The sequence below is a fragment of the Streptomyces sp. NPDC104367 genome (assembly GCF_055583825.1).
In genome coordinates this window covers 44,793-60,881 of sequence record NZ_JBVJND010000008.1, presented here as the reverse complement: position 1 = coordinate 60,881, position 16,089 = coordinate 44,793, and the positions used below count along the sequence as shown (strand labels likewise).

General features: G+C 73.7%; 10 protein-coding genes. 6 read left to right on the top strand and 4 right to left on the bottom strand.

The genetic code is table 11. The features are described from left to right. Nucleotides 1–101: 101 nt before the first annotated feature. Entirely contained in the window at nucleotides 102–293 is a 192-nt protein-coding gene (locus ACZ619_RS14025) for a hypothetical protein (protein WP_469598319.1), read from the top strand. Between the two features lie 123 nt (nucleotides 294–416). Here ACZ619_RS14025 and ACZ619_RS14020 read toward each other — a convergent pair whose 3' ends face one another. From ACZ619_RS14020 to ACZ619_RS14005, 4 genes are all read right to left on the bottom strand, one after another. Continuing rightward, entirely contained in the window at nucleotides 417–1,031 is a 615-nt protein-coding gene (locus tag ACZ619_RS14020) for a hypothetical protein (protein ID WP_469598317.1), read from the bottom strand. Nucleotides 1,032–1,338: 307 nt separating this feature from the next. Continuing rightward, a complete protein-coding gene (prfB, locus tag ACZ619_RS14015) occupies nucleotides 1,339–2,445 on the bottom strand; it encodes a peptide chain release factor 2 (protein ID WP_469598315.1) in 1,107 nt (368 codons plus the stop codon). A 67-nt stretch (nucleotides 2,446–2,512) separates the two neighbouring features. Next, complete coding sequence (locus tag ACZ619_RS14010; RefSeq protein ID WP_469598313.1) at nucleotides 2,513–3,748, bottom strand: serine/threonine-protein kinase; 1,236 nt, start codon at nucleotides 3,746–3,748, stop codon at nucleotides 2,513–2,515. 111 nt (nucleotides 3,749–3,859) lie between these two features. Beyond that, complete coding sequence (locus ACZ619_RS14005) at nucleotides 3,860–5,578, bottom strand: serine/threonine-protein kinase (protein ID WP_469598311.1); 1,719 nt, start codon at nucleotides 5,576–5,578, stop codon at nucleotides 3,860–3,862. Between the two features lie 418 nt (nucleotides 5,579–5,996). Here ACZ619_RS14005 and ACZ619_RS14000 point away from each other — a divergent pair, with 418 nt between their 5' ends. The 5 genes from ACZ619_RS14000 (at nucleotide 5,997) to ACZ619_RS13980 (ending at nucleotide 16,008) form a co-directional block, all read left to right on the top strand. Beyond that, complete coding sequence (locus ACZ619_RS14000) at nucleotides 5,997–9,893, top strand: FHA domain-containing protein (protein WP_469598309.1); 3,897 nt, start codon at nucleotides 5,997–5,999, stop codon at nucleotides 9,891–9,893. A 176-nt stretch (nucleotides 9,894–10,069) separates the two neighbouring features. Next, nucleotides 10,070–11,449: an ABC transporter substrate-binding protein gene (locus tag ACZ619_RS13995; protein ID WP_469598307.1), complete on the top strand. Its 1,380-nt coding sequence runs from the start codon at nucleotides 10,070–10,072 to the stop codon at nucleotides 11,447–11,449. A gap of 70 nt (nucleotides 11,450–11,519) precedes the next feature. Continuing rightward, nucleotides 11,520–12,800 (top strand): carbohydrate ABC transporter permease, encoded by a 1,281-nt coding sequence (locus ACZ619_RS13990; RefSeq protein WP_469598305.1) that lies wholly within the window; start codon nucleotides 11,520–11,522, stop codon nucleotides 12,798–12,800. Continuing rightward, on the top strand, nucleotides 12,797–13,636 hold the full coding sequence (locus ACZ619_RS13985) for a carbohydrate ABC transporter permease (protein WP_469598303.1): 840 nt from the start codon (nucleotides 12,797–12,799) through the stop codon (nucleotides 13,634–13,636). The genes ACZ619_RS13990 and ACZ619_RS13985 overlap by 4 nt, the downstream gene beginning before the upstream one ends. A gap of 110 nt (nucleotides 13,637–13,746) precedes the next feature. Next, nucleotides 13,747–16,008 carry a bifunctional glycosyltransferase/CDP-glycerol:glycerophosphate glycerophosphotransferase gene (locus ACZ619_RS13980; RefSeq protein WP_469598301.1) on the top strand — a complete coding sequence of 754 codons (2,262 nt, stop codon included), beginning with the start codon at nucleotides 13,747–13,749 and terminating at the stop codon, nucleotides 16,006–16,008. Nucleotides 16,009–16,089 lie beyond the last annotated feature (81 nt).

Below are 16,089 nucleotides of genomic sequence, written 5' to 3'. Positions count from 1 at the left end.
CGGCCGCGCCCTTTCCCGGGGAACCTGGCACAGTGGGAGGGGAACGTTCTCGTTCCGCGGAGCGTTGTCTTGGTAATGGCCGGTGCAAGGAGGGCGAGCACATGACGTACGACCGGTTGGTGTGCGCGAACTGTGCGGCGCCCGTGAACGAGGGCCGGTGCCATGTGTGCCGCGCCAGCCGCGAGCGTCTTCAGCAGGAGAGCTTCCTCGGCGGTCTGAACCCGATGGCGCTGATCGGCCTGCTGGCGGTGCTGATCGCCGCGGTGGCGCTGCTGGCGCACCAGACCGCGTAGCGAACCTCACACCGGGGCACCCGACGGCGCCCCTCCCGAGCGGACGAAGGGCCCGGAGCGACTGCTCCGGGCCCTTCGCGGTATGTCGTGCACCACGCTCCGTGCGTGCGTGGTCGCCTGCCGTCAGGCGACGGCGCCGCCCCGGCCGGCCATGAGGCGCGGCAGGATGCGGAAGCCGATACCGCCGGCGATCATCGTGGCGGCACCGACGATCAGGAAGGCCGTCTGCCCGGCACCGGTCTCGGCGAGCTCGTCGCCGCCACCCTGGGCCTGGGTGTTGTCCGAGCTGGTGTCGGTGAGGGCGGAGGTACCCGCCTCCTGCGCGGAGGTGCCCGAGTTGCCGTCGGTGTCGGTGTTGCTGTTGCCGCCCGTGCTGCCCCCGCTGCCGCTGGAGCCGGTGCTGCCGTCGGTCGGGGTGTCGGTGGTGGGCTCGTCCGTCGGCTCGGTGGGCTCGTCGGTCGGCTGGGTGGGCTCGTCGGTCGGCTCGGTCGACTCGGTCGGCTCCTCGGAGGGCTCGTCGGTCGCCGTCTCGGTCGGCTCGGCCGAGGCCGTCGGGATCTCGGTCGGGTCGTCCGACGGGTCGTCGTCGGTGCTGACGGTGGCCGTGAGACCGCTCTCGTCGGCCTCGACGCCGATGGAGAGAGCGGAGGCCGCGCCGGCGGCCGTCAGCGAGGCGCCGGCGGCGATCACGGCACCGGCGGCTATCCGCGCGATACGGATCCGCGTCTTCTTGGTCATCTGGTTGCTACCCCCAGTAGCTGATAGTCATGGAGCGGCGCATGGGGCAGACCGTGATCGACGGGGGCGGTCAAGGCAGTTCCAAGTCCCCCCGGTTCACATGCGCCCCAGAGATACGCATGCCACGCTTCACCCTTCCCATTTTTCAAGGCATCGTCAAGGCCGTTGCGTACGCGATGTCCAGTTGCGGGGCGAATGCCGGGAGTTGAAGTGTGTGAGTGTGACGTAAAACCCAGACAAACGAGAACTGCCGCCTCGGGGGCGGCAGTTCCGGATGGTGCGGCCCATCATGGGCAAGTCGACAAAACTACTTCTCCTGCTGCTTGCGCCAGCGAATTCCGGCCTCCAGGAAGCCGTCGATCTCGCCATTGAAGACGGCCTCGGGGTTGCCGACCTCGTGCTCGGTGCGCAGGTCCTTGACCATCTGGTACGGGTGCAGCACGTACGACCGCATCTGGTTGCCCCAGGAGTTGCCGCCGTCGCCCTTGAGGGCGTCCATCTTGGCCTGCTCCTCTTGGCGGCGCCGCTCCAGCAGCTTGGCCTGGAGGACGTTCATCGCGGTCGCCTTGTTCTGGATCTGCGAGCGCTCGTTCTGGCAGGAGACGACGATGCCGGTGGGGATGTGGGTGAGCCGCACCGCGGAGTCGGTGGTGTTCACGCCCTGGCCGCCGGGGCCGGAGGACCGGTAGACGTCCACCCGCAGCTCGGACTCGTCGATCTCGATGTGGTCGGTCTGCTCGACCACGGGGAGCACCTCGACACCGGCGAAGGAGGTCTGGCGGCGGCCCTGGTTGTCGTAGGGCGAGATCCGCACCAGCCGGTGGGTGCCCTGCTCCACGGAGAGGGTGCCGTAGGCGTACGGCACCTGCACGGCGAAGGTGGTCGACTTGATGCCGGCCTCTTCCGCGTACGACGTCTCGTAGACCTCGGTCTTGTAGCCGTGCTGCTCCGCCCAGCGCAGGTACATGCGCTGGAGCTTCTCGGCGAAGTCGGCGGCGTCGACGCCACCGGCCTCGGCGCGGATGTTCACGAGCGCCTCGCGGGCGTCGTACTCACCGCTGAGCAGCGTCCGGACCTCCATCTCGTCCAGCGCCTTCCGGACGGCCGTGAGCTCGGACTCGGCCTCGGCCAGGGTGTCCGGGTCGTCCTCCTCCTGGGCCATCTCGAAGAGCACGGCAAGATCGTCGATCCGCCCGCGCAGCGCCTCGGCCTTCCTGACCTCGGCCTGCAGGTGGCTCAGCTTGCTGGTGATCTTCTGCGCCTCGTCCGGGTTGTCCCACAGGGACGGCGCGGCCGCCTGCTCCTCGAGCACGGCGACATCTGCCCTCAGCTTGTCGAGGTCCAGAACGGCCTCGATCGACTCCATGGTCGAGGAGAGGGACTTGAGCTCTTCGGAAACATCGACGACTGCCACGCCTCCAGCGTAACGGCTCGCTCAGCCGGCGGACGCCTGCCCACCCACCCCGGGGACGGGACCGCGGTCAGGGGGTGGAGGTGCTGTGGGTGTCCTGGGGCGGCGCGTCGTCGCCGGACGTGGCGAACCAGGCGCCTATGCCCACCGCCGCGGCCACCGCGGCGCCCGCCACCGCGAACGTCACCCGGCGGCGCCGGGCCGCCGCCCGGTTGCGGGCCGAGCCCGGCCTCGGGGCGCCCGTCGCCCTCGGCACCCGTGCCGTGCCCCGCGCCCCGCCCGCCAGCTCGTCCGCGCCCGGCACCCGCATCGACGTGTGCGTGTCCCGGTTGGAGTCCGGCTTCGCGCCCGGCACCAGGGAGACGGCGCCCCGGCGCCGTACCCGCTGCTCCTCCGCCGCCGGGGCGGCCGCAGGGGCCTCCGTCTCGTCCGGCGCCGCGCCGTCCTCGGCGTCCGGCTCGTCGACGTCCAGCGCCGGCATGCCCGCCAGCGTCGGCAGCTGCTCGCGCAGCCTCGCCGCCAGCTCGGACGCCCGCAGCCGGGAGGCCGGCGCCTTGGCCAGGCACTGGACGAGCAGCTGCCAGAGCTCCTCGGGGATGCCCGGCAGCGGGACGACCGTCTCCGTGACGTGGCGGCGCAGCACCGCGCCCGGGTGGCCGCCGCCGAAGGGGGTGAAGCCCGCCAGCAGCTCGTACAGGACGGTCGCGAGCGCGTAGATGTCCACGGAGGCGCGGGGCGGCAGGCCCTCCACGATCTCCGGTGCCAGGTAGTCCGGCGTACCGATGATCTTCGTCGCGCGGGTCCGCTTCGGGGAGTCGATCAGCTTCGCGACGCCGAAGTCGGTCAGCAGGGCGGGGTGGGAGCCGCCGGGGCCCAGCGGGCCCTGCATGTCCAGGAGGACGTTCTCGGGCTTGACGTCCCGGTGCACGACGCCCGCCGCGTGCGCCGCCGCCAGTCCGTCCGCGACGTCCGCGACGATCGCGACGGCCGACTCGGGCGCCAGCCGCCGCTCCCGGTCCAGACGGGTGCGCAGATCGGTGCCCCGGACCAGGTCCATGACGAGCGCGAGGTCGTTGCCGTCGACGACGAGGTCACGGACGGAGACGACGTTGGGGTGCTCCAGGCCCAGCAGCGCGGTGCGCTCCTGGACGAACCGGCCCACCAGTTCCTCGTCGGACGCGAGATCCTCGCGCAGCAGCTTGATGGCGACGGGCCCCTCCGGCCCCTCGCCCAGCCACACCGTGCCGGCGCTGCCCCGTCCCAGGATCTGGTTGGCGGTGTACCGGCTGCCGATCTTCCGTGCCAAGACTGCTCCTACCGACGCGTGTTGCCGACAAAAGTACGCGTCCGATGAGCCAACCTTCACCACGGAGGCGGAAATCACCCGCCAGATGTCGACAAGTCCCCAAACTCGCGGTCAGTTTCCGCTGCCCGAACCGTTGCCCAGGTCCGAGATCCAGCCGCTGACCGTGCTCACCATGTCGCTCAGCTGGTGCCAGTAGCCCTTGCCCTGGCCCACCCAGGTGTGCAGCGGGGTCAGGTCCCAGATCAGCCAGCCCGCGACGAACAGGACGACGACCATGAACAGGCAGCCCTTGAGGCAGCCCAGCCCGGGGATCTTCATCGGGTTGGCGCTGCGCTGCCGCGGCTCGCGCGGGGCCCGCTGCGGCTCCGCCGGCGGCGCGTGGCGCTGCGGCTGCTGCCGGGGCTGCTGCTGGGGCGCCGGCGCGTACTGCTGGGGCCGGCCGTACCCGCCCTGCTGACCGCCCTGGCCGCCCTGCCCGCGCGGCTGGGGACGGCGTACGGGCTGCTGCTGGGGCGCCTGGCGGGGCTGCTGCGGCTGCTGCTGCGGGCGGGCCGCCTGGCGCTGCGGGCGGCGGCGCAGCGGGTCCTCGTTCGGGTCGAGGTACTGGACCTGGGTCTGCTCGTTGCGGTCGCGGGCCGCGCGCAGCTGGGTCTGCCAGGGGTGCGGCTGCTCGGGCTGCGGGCCGCCCGGCTGCCCCTGGGGCATCGGCGGCATGACGGCCGTCGGGTCGGCGGCGCCGGTGCTCGGCAGCACGGCGGTCGGGTCGGCGGCGCCCACCGGGCCGCCGGTGTGCGGCAGGACGCTGGTCGCGGCGTTCGGATCGTACGCCCCCATCGGCGAGCCGGCCGCCGGCGCGCCGGTGTTCGGCAGCACCTGGGTCGGGTCGGCGGCCCCGGGCGCGCCCGGTACGGCGGCGGGCGCCGGGTCGGGGGCGAGCAGCGCGCCGACGCCCTCGGCCGCGGCGATCTGCGCGGAGTTCGCGTGCACGCCGACGCCCTCGGCGACGACGCGCAGGCCCCGCGCGAGGTTCTCGGCGCTGGGCCGGTCCGCGGGGTTCTTGCGCAGGCAGCGCTCTATGACCGTCCACAGCGGGTCGGGGACGGTCGAGGGGCGGCGCGGCTCGGCGCTGAGGTGCTGGTGGAGGACCTCCAGGGCGCTGCCGCCGGAGAACGGCGGACGGCCGGTGACCAGCTCGTAGAGCAGGATGCCGGCGCCGTAGACGTCGACCGCGGAGGTCTGCGGGCGGCCCTCGGCGGACTCCGGGGCGATGTACGCGGGCGTGCCGACGAACTCGTGGGTGCGGGTCAGACCAGGGGAGTCGGCGAGGCGGGCGATGCCGAAGTCGGTCAGCAGCGGGTGCATCTGGCCGTTGTGGTGCGCGAGCAGCACGTTGGCGGGCTTGAGGTCCCGGTGCACCACGCCGTCGGCGTGGCTGGCGGCGAGCGCGTCGGCGACCTGGGCGGTGAGCAGCGCGGCGGCGACGGGCGTGAAGGGGCCGTTCTCACGCAGGTAGCGGTGCAGGTCGGGGCCGTCGACCAGGTCCATGACCAGGGCCAGCAGATCGCCCTCGACGACCAGGTCGCGGACCCGGACGATGTTCGGGTGGGTCAGCCGGAGCAGGACGGAGCGCTCCCGGAGGAAGCGCATCACGACGTCGGCGTCGCTCGCCAGCTCCTCCTTGAGGACCTTGATCGCGACGGTCTCACCGGGCTGGCCGGGCACGGCTGCCTCGGCGCCCGCGGTCTCCCGCTGGCGGGCACGCCAGACGGTACCGGTGGCGCCGCGTCCGAGCGGCTCCTCCAGGAGGTACTTGCTGCCTACCGGCCGCACGTCATGCGCTCCCTAAGCTGCTTGCTGGTGTCTCCGACCCTGATGTCCGACCCACTGTAGTGCCGTGGCACCCGGGGCCGGGTGTCGTCCGGCTGTGCCTTCCCCTGCCCGGCAGGCAGCCGACAAGCGTTCCGGACGTATCCCCATACGTTGGCGTTCCCGCACGCGTTCGATGGAAAGACGCTCGCTTCGGTCCACCGGTTGCCGGAGCCGGACGTGACCGATCTCAAGTGATCGTCCACGCGCCACCGGTCAGGCACTTTTGGGGGCAGAGCCGACCAATCAAGATCACTTACCATCGGGTCGTGGGCGCGTTGTCGGTGGCAGGTGCGAGGATGCGTGCGACAGCTGAACTGGCCGACGCGCTAGTGGTGGTGGGGGGAAGTCCGCGCCCGCGCAGAAGGGACCGCTGACGGCGATGCAGATCCGGCTGACCGTCGTAGACCCGCTGGGCCCTGCCGCGCAGCGGGGCCGGGCCGTGAGCCGCGACGTGCTGGTGACGGCGCCGGTGGGCACGGACCTCGCCGCGGTGGCCTCCGCGCTGTCCGCCGCGGTCACCGGCGACGGCACCCTGGGCGGCCGGGAGCAGAGCGGCGCCCCCGTCGTGCTGTACGCCGGGGCGGAGCGGCTGGACGCCCGGCGCCGCGTCCTCGGCGAGCCCCCGCTGGTCGACGGCGCCGTGCTGTCCCTGGGCGCGCCCGCGGCCCCCGAGCCGCATCCCGAGCTGGACGACGCCCCGACCCAGCTGCACGTGGTCGCCGGGCCGGACGCGGGCGGGGTGCACCTGCTGCACGGCGGCCAGATCACCATCGGCCGCTCCGCCGACGCCGACGTCCCGCTCGACGACCCGGACGTGTCCCGGCTGCACTGCGCGGTCACCGTCGCCGCCGACGGCCGCGTCTCGGTCGCCGACCTGAACTCCACCAACGGCACCGCCCTGGACGGCACCCGCGTCACCGACCGTCCGGTCCGCCTCACCGCGGGCGCCCTGCTGCGCATCGGGGAATCGGCCCTCAGGCTTACGCCGTCCGGGGGGCCGGGGGCCCGGGTGGGCACGGCCCCCGACGGCGAGGGGTGCGTGCGGGTGCTGGCCGACGGCGAGGAGCCGCAGGGCGGCTACGGCGACGCCCCGGCGGCCGCCGCGCCCACCGACGGCGGTCCGGCCGGCCGCACCCGGCACTCCTACGGCACCGCGGGCTGGGCGGACCCGGGCGGGACGCCCGGCGACCGGCGGCCCGGCCGGTCCGAGCCGCCGGTCGTGCCCGCGCAGGGGGACGCGCCGCGGATCGAGAGCCACCGCAGTGCGGGGACGGCCGCCGGGATGCCCGGCCCGCGCGGCGGCTCCGGCGACACCCACGCCGGCCGCTCCGGAGTCCTCGGCACCCCGGGCACCGCCCCGAACCACAAGAACCCCCGCCCCGGCTCGGCAGACCCCGCCTCCACCGGCCGCGGAGCGACAGGGCAGGGCGGCACGGGGTACGGCTCCACGGACCCCGGCACCACCGCACACGGAACGACGGGGTACGGCCCGACAGGCCACGGCTCCACCGCGCACGGCTCGACCGGGCCCGGAGCGACGGGGTACGGCTCCACGGACCCCGGCGCCGGCGCGCGCGAGACGACCGGGTACGGCTCGACCGGCCCCGGAACGACGGGGTACGGCTCCACGGAACCCGGCGCCACCGCGCACGGAGCCACGGGGTACGGCTCCACGCGGCCAGGCTCCCCCACGCACGGCCCGGCCGCCCACGACTCCACGTCCCACGGCTCCTCGTCCCACGGCTCCCCCGCGTCCGGCGCCACCGCTCACGGCTCCACCGCGCCCGGTTCCGCGGCCCCGGGGTCCGCCGCTCGTGGGCCGGCGGCCTCTCGCGCGGACGCGGCGCGTCAGGCCCCGTCCGGGGCGGCCCCGGCGGGCCACCCGGCCGGCGACGCCTCCTCCGCGCACCTCGACGACCCGGCCGCCCCCGCGGCCCGGCGCAAGGGCACCCCGCTGCGCGGCACCGAGGCGCCCGCCCTGCCCGGCGCCCGCAGGCGCGGCGGGATCGGCGCCTGGGCCCGGCGGCTGGCCGGCGGACGCGGTGAGCCCCTGTCCGCCGCCGACGGCGAGACCACGGCACAGGACGGCGGCCCGGCCGAGGCCGACCCGCCCGCCCAGCCCGAGACCTGGCCCGACCCCGCCGCCCTGCTGCTCACCGCGCTCGGCCCCGGCCCCCGCCTCTGGGAGCGCGGCCCCGGCCACCCCGAGGCGCTCACGGTCCGCCTCGGTACGGCGGACCGCCCGACACCCGACGGCTCGGGTCTGCTCCCCGCCGTCCCGGTCACCGCGGGCCTGCGCGAGGCCGGCGCCCTGGGCCTCGCGGGCCCGCGCACCCGCCTCGCCGGGCTCGCCCGCGCGGTCCTCGCCCAGCTGGCCGCACTGCACTCGCCCGACCTGCTGGAGATCGTCCTGATCAGCGCCGACCGGGCGCGCCCCCTGGAGGAGCGCACCGCGGAGTGGTCCTGGCTCGGCTGGCTCCCGCACGTCCGCCCCGGGCACGGCCAGGACTGCCGCCTCCTGCTGGCCTACGACCGCGAGCAGGCGGCGGCCCGGGTGGAGGAGCTGCTGCGCAGGGTCGAGGACCTGGCGGCGCCCCGCAGACCGGCCACCCCGTCCGACCGGCCCGCCCTGACCGGCACGGCGGACGTCCCGCCCCCGGAGGACTCCCACCGCCCGTCCTGGGCGCGCGGCGACCTCGGTGCCGCGGGCGACGGCGGCTTCCCGGGCCCGTACTCGGTCGTCGTCGTGGACGGCGACCCCGGCGGCTCCGCGCTGCGCGACGCGGTGGCCCGGCTGGCCGTCGCCGGCCCGCGGGCCGGCGTCCATGTCGTCTGCCTGGCGGAGACCGCGCCCCTGTCCCCCGCCGGACCGGTCGAGGAGACCTACGAGCAGGCGTGCGCGGTGACCCCGACGTTCCGGGAGTGCGGGGCGGTGGCCCTGCTCGGCGGGGACGTGGCGACGGCGCTGCACCTCATGCGGGTCTCCACCGGCCCGGTCGGCCCCGGCACCCTCGCCTCGGTGGACGCGGTCTCGCCCGCCTGGGCCGAACGGTTCGCGAGGGCGCTGGCCCCGCTGCGTCCCGACGGCCCGGCCGCCGACCGGCACGCGCGCGTGGCCGCCCCGCTCCCCCAGTCCGCCCGGCTGCTGGACGAGCTGGGGCTGGCCCGCGCCACCCCGGCCTCGCTGATGGCCCGCTGGGCGGACGCGGCCGACGACGCCGAGTCGCTGGGCGGCCGGGCCCGGGCGGTGCTCGGCGCCGGACCGCGCGGCCCGCTCACCGCCGACCTGGCCGCCGAGGGACCGCATCTGCTGATCGAGGGCCCCTCCGGCGCAGGCCGTACGGAGCTGCTGCGGGCGATGGTCGCCTCGCTGGCCTCCGCCGAGCGCCCCGACCGGCTCGGGATGGTGCTGGTCGACGGCCGGGACGGCGTCGGCACCGGCGCCGGGCACGCCGAGGGCCTGCGGGTCTGCACGGACATACCGCACGTCACGACCCACCTGACCGCGAACGACCCGGTCCGGATGCGGGAGTTCGCGCAGTCGCTGAGCGCCGAGCTGAAGCGGCGGGCCGAGCTGCTGGGCCGCTCCGACTTCACCGACTGGCACGCTCAGCGGGAGATCTCGGGCCGTATCGTCCCCCAGCGCGGCCGGGGCACCGCCGCTGGTGCCGGGGACATAGAGGCCCCGCCGAGCTCGACGCTCCGGCTGCGCCCGTCGGGCGGCGCCGCGGCCCGGGCCCGCGCCGAGACGCCTCCGCCCCCGCCGCTGCCCCGGCTGGTGGTCGTGGTCGACGACCTCGACGCCCTGGTCTCCCCGGCGCTCGGTTCGCCGGGCCGCCCGGCCGCCGGGTCCGTGATGCGGGCGCTGGAGGCGGTGGCCAAGGAGGGCGAGCGGCTCGGCGTGCACCTGATCGCGGCGTCCGGCACCGGCGGCCGTACGGCGGAGACGGAACCCGCCCGGCAGGCCACCCTGCGCGTCACCCTGGACGCCCCGGCCAGCGGCCCCGACGAACCGGCCCCGGGCCGCGGCCGGCTGGTCACGCCGGACGGCCGCGGCACCGCGTTCCAGGCGGGCCGGGTCACGGGCCGCATCCCCCGCACCGCGACCCAGCGCCCGACGGTCGTGGCGCTCGACTGGCACCGCATGGGCGACCCCCCGGCCCGCCGTCCGGTCCGCGAACTGGGCAACGGCCCGACGGACCTGGCCCTGCTGGCGAGCGCGGTGGAGCGGGCGGCCCGCGAGGTCTCGGCGGCGGAGGTCCCCTCGCTGCTGTGACCGGCCGCCCCGGGGTCCGGCCGGTCCCCCGCCGGCCGGCGTTCTTCGATCACGAGGTGATCACGATCCCCGGCGCTGACCTGTCGGCCTACTTGCCGGGTGCCCGGTGCCCGCGTAGACCGGAGCGCACGGGACAGAGTTCTGACGTTCAATGAGGAACGACGAACGGGGAAGTGATGCGCGTCATGAGCAACACCATCCGGACACACAGGGCCCCCACCACACTCGCCGCGCTGCTCGCGGGAGCCCTCGCGCTCACCGCCTGCTCGGGGGGCGGCGACAAGAAGTCCGGCGGCGACAGCAGCACCGGCACCACCGGGACGAGCAGCCTGACCCTCCCGAAGCTGAACGGAACCACCCTGGAGGTGGCGGCCGTCTGGACGGGCCAGGAGCAGAAGAACTTCAAGCAGGTGCTCGCGGAGTTCGAGAGGCGCACCGGCGCGAAGGTCACCTTCGTGCCCGCGCAGGATCCGATCATCAACTTCCTCGGCTCGAAGATCGCGGGCGGCCAGCCGCCGGACATCGCGCTGCTGCCCCAGCCCGGCGCGATCAAGCAGGCGGTGCAGAAGGGCTGGGCCAAGCCGCTGAGCGCCGACACGGTCAAGGAAGTGCAGAAGAACTACGCGCAGGGCTGGCAGGACATCGGCAAGGTCGGCGGCAAGCAGTACGGCGTCTACTACAAGGCCGCCAACAAGTCGCTGATCTGGTACAACGCCAAGGTCTTCGAGAACGCGGGCGCCACCGAGCCCAAGACCTGGCAGGAGCTGCTGACGACGGCGCAGGCGGTCTACGACTCGGGTGTCACGCCGTTCTCGGTGGGCGGCGCGGACGGCTGGACCCTGACCGACTGGTTCGAGAACGTCTACCTCTCCCAGGCGGGCCCGGAGAAGTACGACCAGCTCGCCCAGCACAGGATCAAGTGGACCGACCCGTCCGTGAAGCAGGCGCTGACGACGCTCGCCCAGATCTGGGGCAAGAAGGGGTACGTCGCGGGCGACGCGGCCGGCGCGTTGCAGACGGAGTTCCCGGCCTCGGTCACCCAGACCTTCACCGGCGGCGAACAGCCGAAGGCGGCCATGGTCTACGAGGGCGACTTCGTGCAGGTCAACATCGGCGAGACCAAGGCGAAGGTGGGCACGGACGCCAAGGTGTTCCCGTTCCCGGCGGTGGGCTCGACCGCGCCCGTGGTCTCCGGCGGTGACGCGGCGGTCGTCTTCAAGGACTCCAAGGGCGCCCAGGCGCTGGCGAAGTTCCTGGCCTCCCCGGACGCGGCGACGATCCAGGCGAAGCTCGGCGGCTACCTCTCGCCGAACAAGAGCGTGCCGGACTCCGCGTACCCGAACGAGGTGCAGCGCAAGATCGCCCAGGCCCTGATCGCCTCCGGCGACGACTTCCGCTTCGACATGTCCGACCAGGCCCCGCAGGCCTTCGGCGGCACCCCGGGCAAGGGCGAGTGGAAGGACCTCCAGGACTTCCTGCAGAACCCGAAGGACGTCGCGGGCACCCAGGCGAAGCTGGAGAAGGACGCGGCGGCCGCCTACGGCAGCGGAAGCTGACCCGGCGATGTCATCACCCGGTACGGCGGGGGCCGCCGAGGCCCCCGCCGCTCCCCGTCGCCGCAGGAGCGTGACCGGCACCCGCAGGTCCGTGGTGGCGCTCTTCCTCCTGCCCGCCCTGGTGCTGCTCGGCGCGCTCGTGGTCTACCCGATCGGGTACTCGCTGGTCCGCAGCTTCTCCAACGCCTCCGGCGACGGTTTCGCCGGCTTCGACAACTACAAGGCGATCTTCACGGACGACGGCATCCGCACCGCCCTGAAGAACAACGTCATCTGGGTGGTGTTCGCCCCGACGGTCTCCACCGCGCTCGGCCTGATCTTCGCGGTGCTGACCGAACGGGTGCGCTGGGGAACGGCGTTCAAGCTGGTCGTCTTCATGCCGATGGCGATCTCGATGCTGGCCGCCGGCATCATCTTCCGGCTCGTCTACGACCAGGACCCGGACAAGGGCGTCGCCAACGCGGTCTGGGTCGGCGTCCACGACACCTTCGCCCGGTCCTCCGCGTTCCCGAACGCCCACCCGGGCCGCGAGTCGCCCCTCGAACCCGACCAGGGCGGCTTCATCACCACGGCCGCCGTCCACACCGGGCAGACCGTCCTCCTGCCCCTCGTCGGGGTCGCCCCCGACCAGATGCCGGACGGCGCGAAGAGCGCCGTGACGGCCCGGCCCGACCCGGGGAAGGTCACCGGCACCACGTGGCAGGACTTCACCCGCGGCAAGGGCGTCGGCAAGCTCGGCAGCCCCGACCCGTCGGAGCTCGGTTACGACGGGATGCGGATCGAGGCGGTGAGGAACGGCGAGGTGGTCGCGTCGGCCGAGGCGGCGGCGGACGGCACCTTCACCCTCCCCGCGGCCGCCGACGGGGCCCGGCTCCGGCTGCCCGCGAGCAACTTCAGGCAGCCCTACAGCGGCGTCGACTGGCTCGGCCCGACGCTGGTCACCCCGGCCGTCATCGGGTCGTACGTCTGGATGTGGGCGGGCTTCGCGATGGTCCTGATCGCGGCCGGGCTGGCGGGTGTGCCCCGGGAACTCCTGGAGGCGGCGCGGGTCGACGGCGCGACCGAGTGGCAGGTGTTCCGCAAGGTCACCGTGCCGCTGCTGGCACCGGTCCTCGCGGTGGTCACCGTCACCCTGATGATCAACGTGCTCAAGGTCTTCGACCTGGTGTACATCATCGCGCCCGGTTCCTCGCAGGACGACGCGAACGTGCTCGCCCTGGAGCTGTACCGCAAGGGCTTCTCGGAGGGGCAGCCGGGCATCGCCAGCGCCATCGCGGTGTTCCTGCTGCTCCTGGTGATCCCCGTGATGTGGTTCAACGTCCGTCGGCTGCGGCGGGAGGAGCGGCGATGAGCTGGGTACTGGAGAAGCTCAACAGCGGTCTGGTGCGGTTCTTCCTGATCGTCGTCGCCCTGTTCTGGCTGGTGCCGACGCTCGGACTGCTCGTCTCCTCGCTGCGCTCGCCGGAGGACATGAGCGCGAGCGGCTGGTGGACCGTCCTCGGCAAGCCGTCCCAGCTCACCTTCGAGAGCTACACGAAGCTCCTGGAGAACGGCGACATCACCCACTCCCTCTGGAACACGGTCCTGATCACCGTCCCGGCGACGGTCCTGGTGGTGGTCATCGGGGCGCTGGCCGGTTACGCGTTCGCGTGGATGGAGTTCCCGGGCCGCGACTGGTGGTTCCTGGTCGTGGTCAGCCTGCTGGTCGTGCCGGTCCAGGTGGCGCTGATCCCGATCGCCGAACTCTTCGGGAAGATCGGCCTGTTCGGCACGGTCCTCGGGGTGGTCCTCTTCCACGTCGGCTTCGGGCTGCCGTTCGCGGTGTTCCTGCTGCGGAACTTCTTCGCGGAGATCCCGCGGGAGCTGCTGGAGGCGGCTCGGCTCGACGGCGCCGGTGAACTGCGGCTGTTCACGCGGGTGGTGATGCCGCTCGGCGGACCGGCCATCGCGAGCCTGGGCATCTTCCAGTTCCTGTGGGTGTGGAACGACATGCTGGTCGCGCTGGTGTTCACCAAGTCCGGGACGCAGCCGATCACGGTCGCGCTCCAGACCCAGGTACGCCAGTTCGGCAACAACGTGGACGTCCTGGCCCCCGGCGCGTTCATCTCGATGGTCGTCCCGCTGGCCGTCTTCTTCGCGTTCCAGCGGCAGTTCGTGACCGGGGTGATGGCGGGCGCGGTCAAGTGACCGCGCCCGTGCGCGGAACGTGACCCGCATGACGTACGGAACCGTAACCAAATCACTCCATTGGCCGTTCCCGGGCAGAACGCCCGCGCCGAGCGACCCATGGATGCCCCTTGCCCAGGTTCAGTGTCATTGTCCCCGCGTACGAGGTCCAGGCGTATCTTCCCGAGTGCCTGGACTCGGTGCTCTCCCAGTCGTACCCCGACCTCGAACTGATCGCGGTGGACGACCGCTCGCCGGACGCCTGCGGCACGATCATCGACGAGTACGCGGCCCGTGACGCGCGGGTCCGGCCCGTGCACCTGGCGGAGAACCGGGGCCTGGGCGGCGCCCGCAACGCGGGCACGACGCTGGCGCGCGGCGACTACCTGGTCTTCCTGGACGGCGACGACACCCTCACACCGGACGCGCTGCGGGCGGTCGCGGACCGGATCAAGGAGACCGGCGAGCCGGACATCCTGGTGTACGACTACGCGCGCACGTTCTGGAACGGCCGGGCCGAGCGCAACAAGCAGGCCGCGCAGCTGACCGAGCAGGGTCCGGCGCCGTTCCGGCTGGAGGACCGGGCCGGTCTGCTGCGGGTGCTGATGGTGGCCTGGAACAAGGCGTACCGGCGGGAGTTCGTCGAGGAGAACGGCTTCGCCTTCCCGCCCGGCTACTACGAGGACACCCCCTGGACCTACCCGGTGCTGATGACCGCCGGGTCGATCGCCACCCTCGACCGGGTCTGTGTGCACTACCGGCAGCGGCGGCGGGGCAGCATCCTGTCCACCACCAGCCGCAAGCACTTCGACATCTTCGAACAGTACGACCGGGTCTTCGCGTTCATCGAGGAGCGGCCCGCGCTGGCCCGCTGGCGGCCGGTGCTGTTCCGCCGGATGACCGACCACTTCTCGACGGTGTTCACCAAGCGGGACCGGCTGCCCCGGGGCAGCCGCGCCGAGTTCCTGCGCAGGGCCCGTGCCCACTGCCGCCGGCACCGCGCCCGGGGCGGCCCGGTCCCGTGGCGCACCCGGCTGCGCCACGGTCTGGTCCACCACGGCCTGCACCGCACCTACCGCGGCCTCCAGCTGGCGGTGTCGGTCCGCCGCCGCGCGCTCAAGGCGGCCGTCAAGTCCGTCCGGGGCCTGCGCTCGGGCCTCCTCCAGCTGCACTACCGCGTCCAGCTGCGGCTCCCGCTGCGCGCCGACCGCGCGGTCTTCGCCGCCTACTGGAACCGCGGTCACGGCTGCAACCCGGGCGCGCTGGAGGAGGCGTTCCGCAGCCACGCCCCGCACATCCGCACCGCCTGGATCGCCCGCCCGGAGCACCAGCACACGATCCCGCCGGGCCCGCGCCGGCTGCGTCCGGGCAGCTTCGCCTACTGGACGGCGCTGGCCCGCTCCAAGTACCTGGTGAACAACGTCAACTTCGACCGCAGGCTGCGCAAGCGCCCCGGCCAGGTGTTCGTGCAGACCCAGCACGGCACCCCGCTCAAGCACATGGGCCTGGACCTCCAGGAGCACCCGGCGGCGGCCGGTGACACGGACTTCGGGGAACTCCTCGCGGGGGTCGACAAGTGGGACTACCTGCTGTCCGCCAACCGGCACACCACCCTCACCTGGGAGCGCGTCTACCCCGGCCGCTACACGACCCTCGCCTACGGGTACCCGCGCAACGACGTCTTCCAGCAGGCCACCCCGGCCGACGTGACCCGGATCCGCGCCTCGCTCGGCATCCCGGAGAACACCGTCGCACTCCTGTACGCGCCCACCCACCGCGACTACCGGCGCACCCAGCGGCCCCTGCTCGACCTGGAGCGGATCGTGCGCCGCCTCGGCCCGCGCTTCGTGATCCTGGCCCGCGCCCACTACTGGCACGACGGCCCGCTCGGGACGGGCTCCAGGGTGATCGACGTCAGCGGCCACCCGGGCGTGGAGGCGCTCTGCCTCGCCTCGGACGCGCTGATCACCGACTACTCGTCGATCATGTTCGACTACGCCAACCTCGACCGCCCGATCGTCGTGCACACCGAGGACTGGGACGCCTACCACGCGGCCCGCGGCACCTACTTCGACCTGCGGGCCGCCCCGCCGGGCGCGGTGGCCCGCACCGAGGACGAACTGATCGACGTCTTCGCCTCCGGCCGCTGGCGCGGCTCCCGCTCCGCCCAGCTGCGCGCCGTGTTCCGCGAGCGGTTCTGCGGGTACGACGACGGGCGCGCCGCCGAGCGGGTCGTGCGGCACGTGGTGCTCGGCGAGCCGGCCGGGCTGCCGCCGGTGGTCCCGCTGGGCGAACGGCACCCCGTTCCCTCGGCCGCGGCAGGGCCGGCCGACTCCCCGCCGGCCACCGTTCCGCAACCTTCCGGCCATCTGCCCGTCACCGAGAGCCGCTGACCGCCGTTTGCCTTCCAGGGAGTTCCTCCATGCCCCCCAACACCTCGCGGCCCACTCCGTCCCGGCCGTCCACCTGGCGGC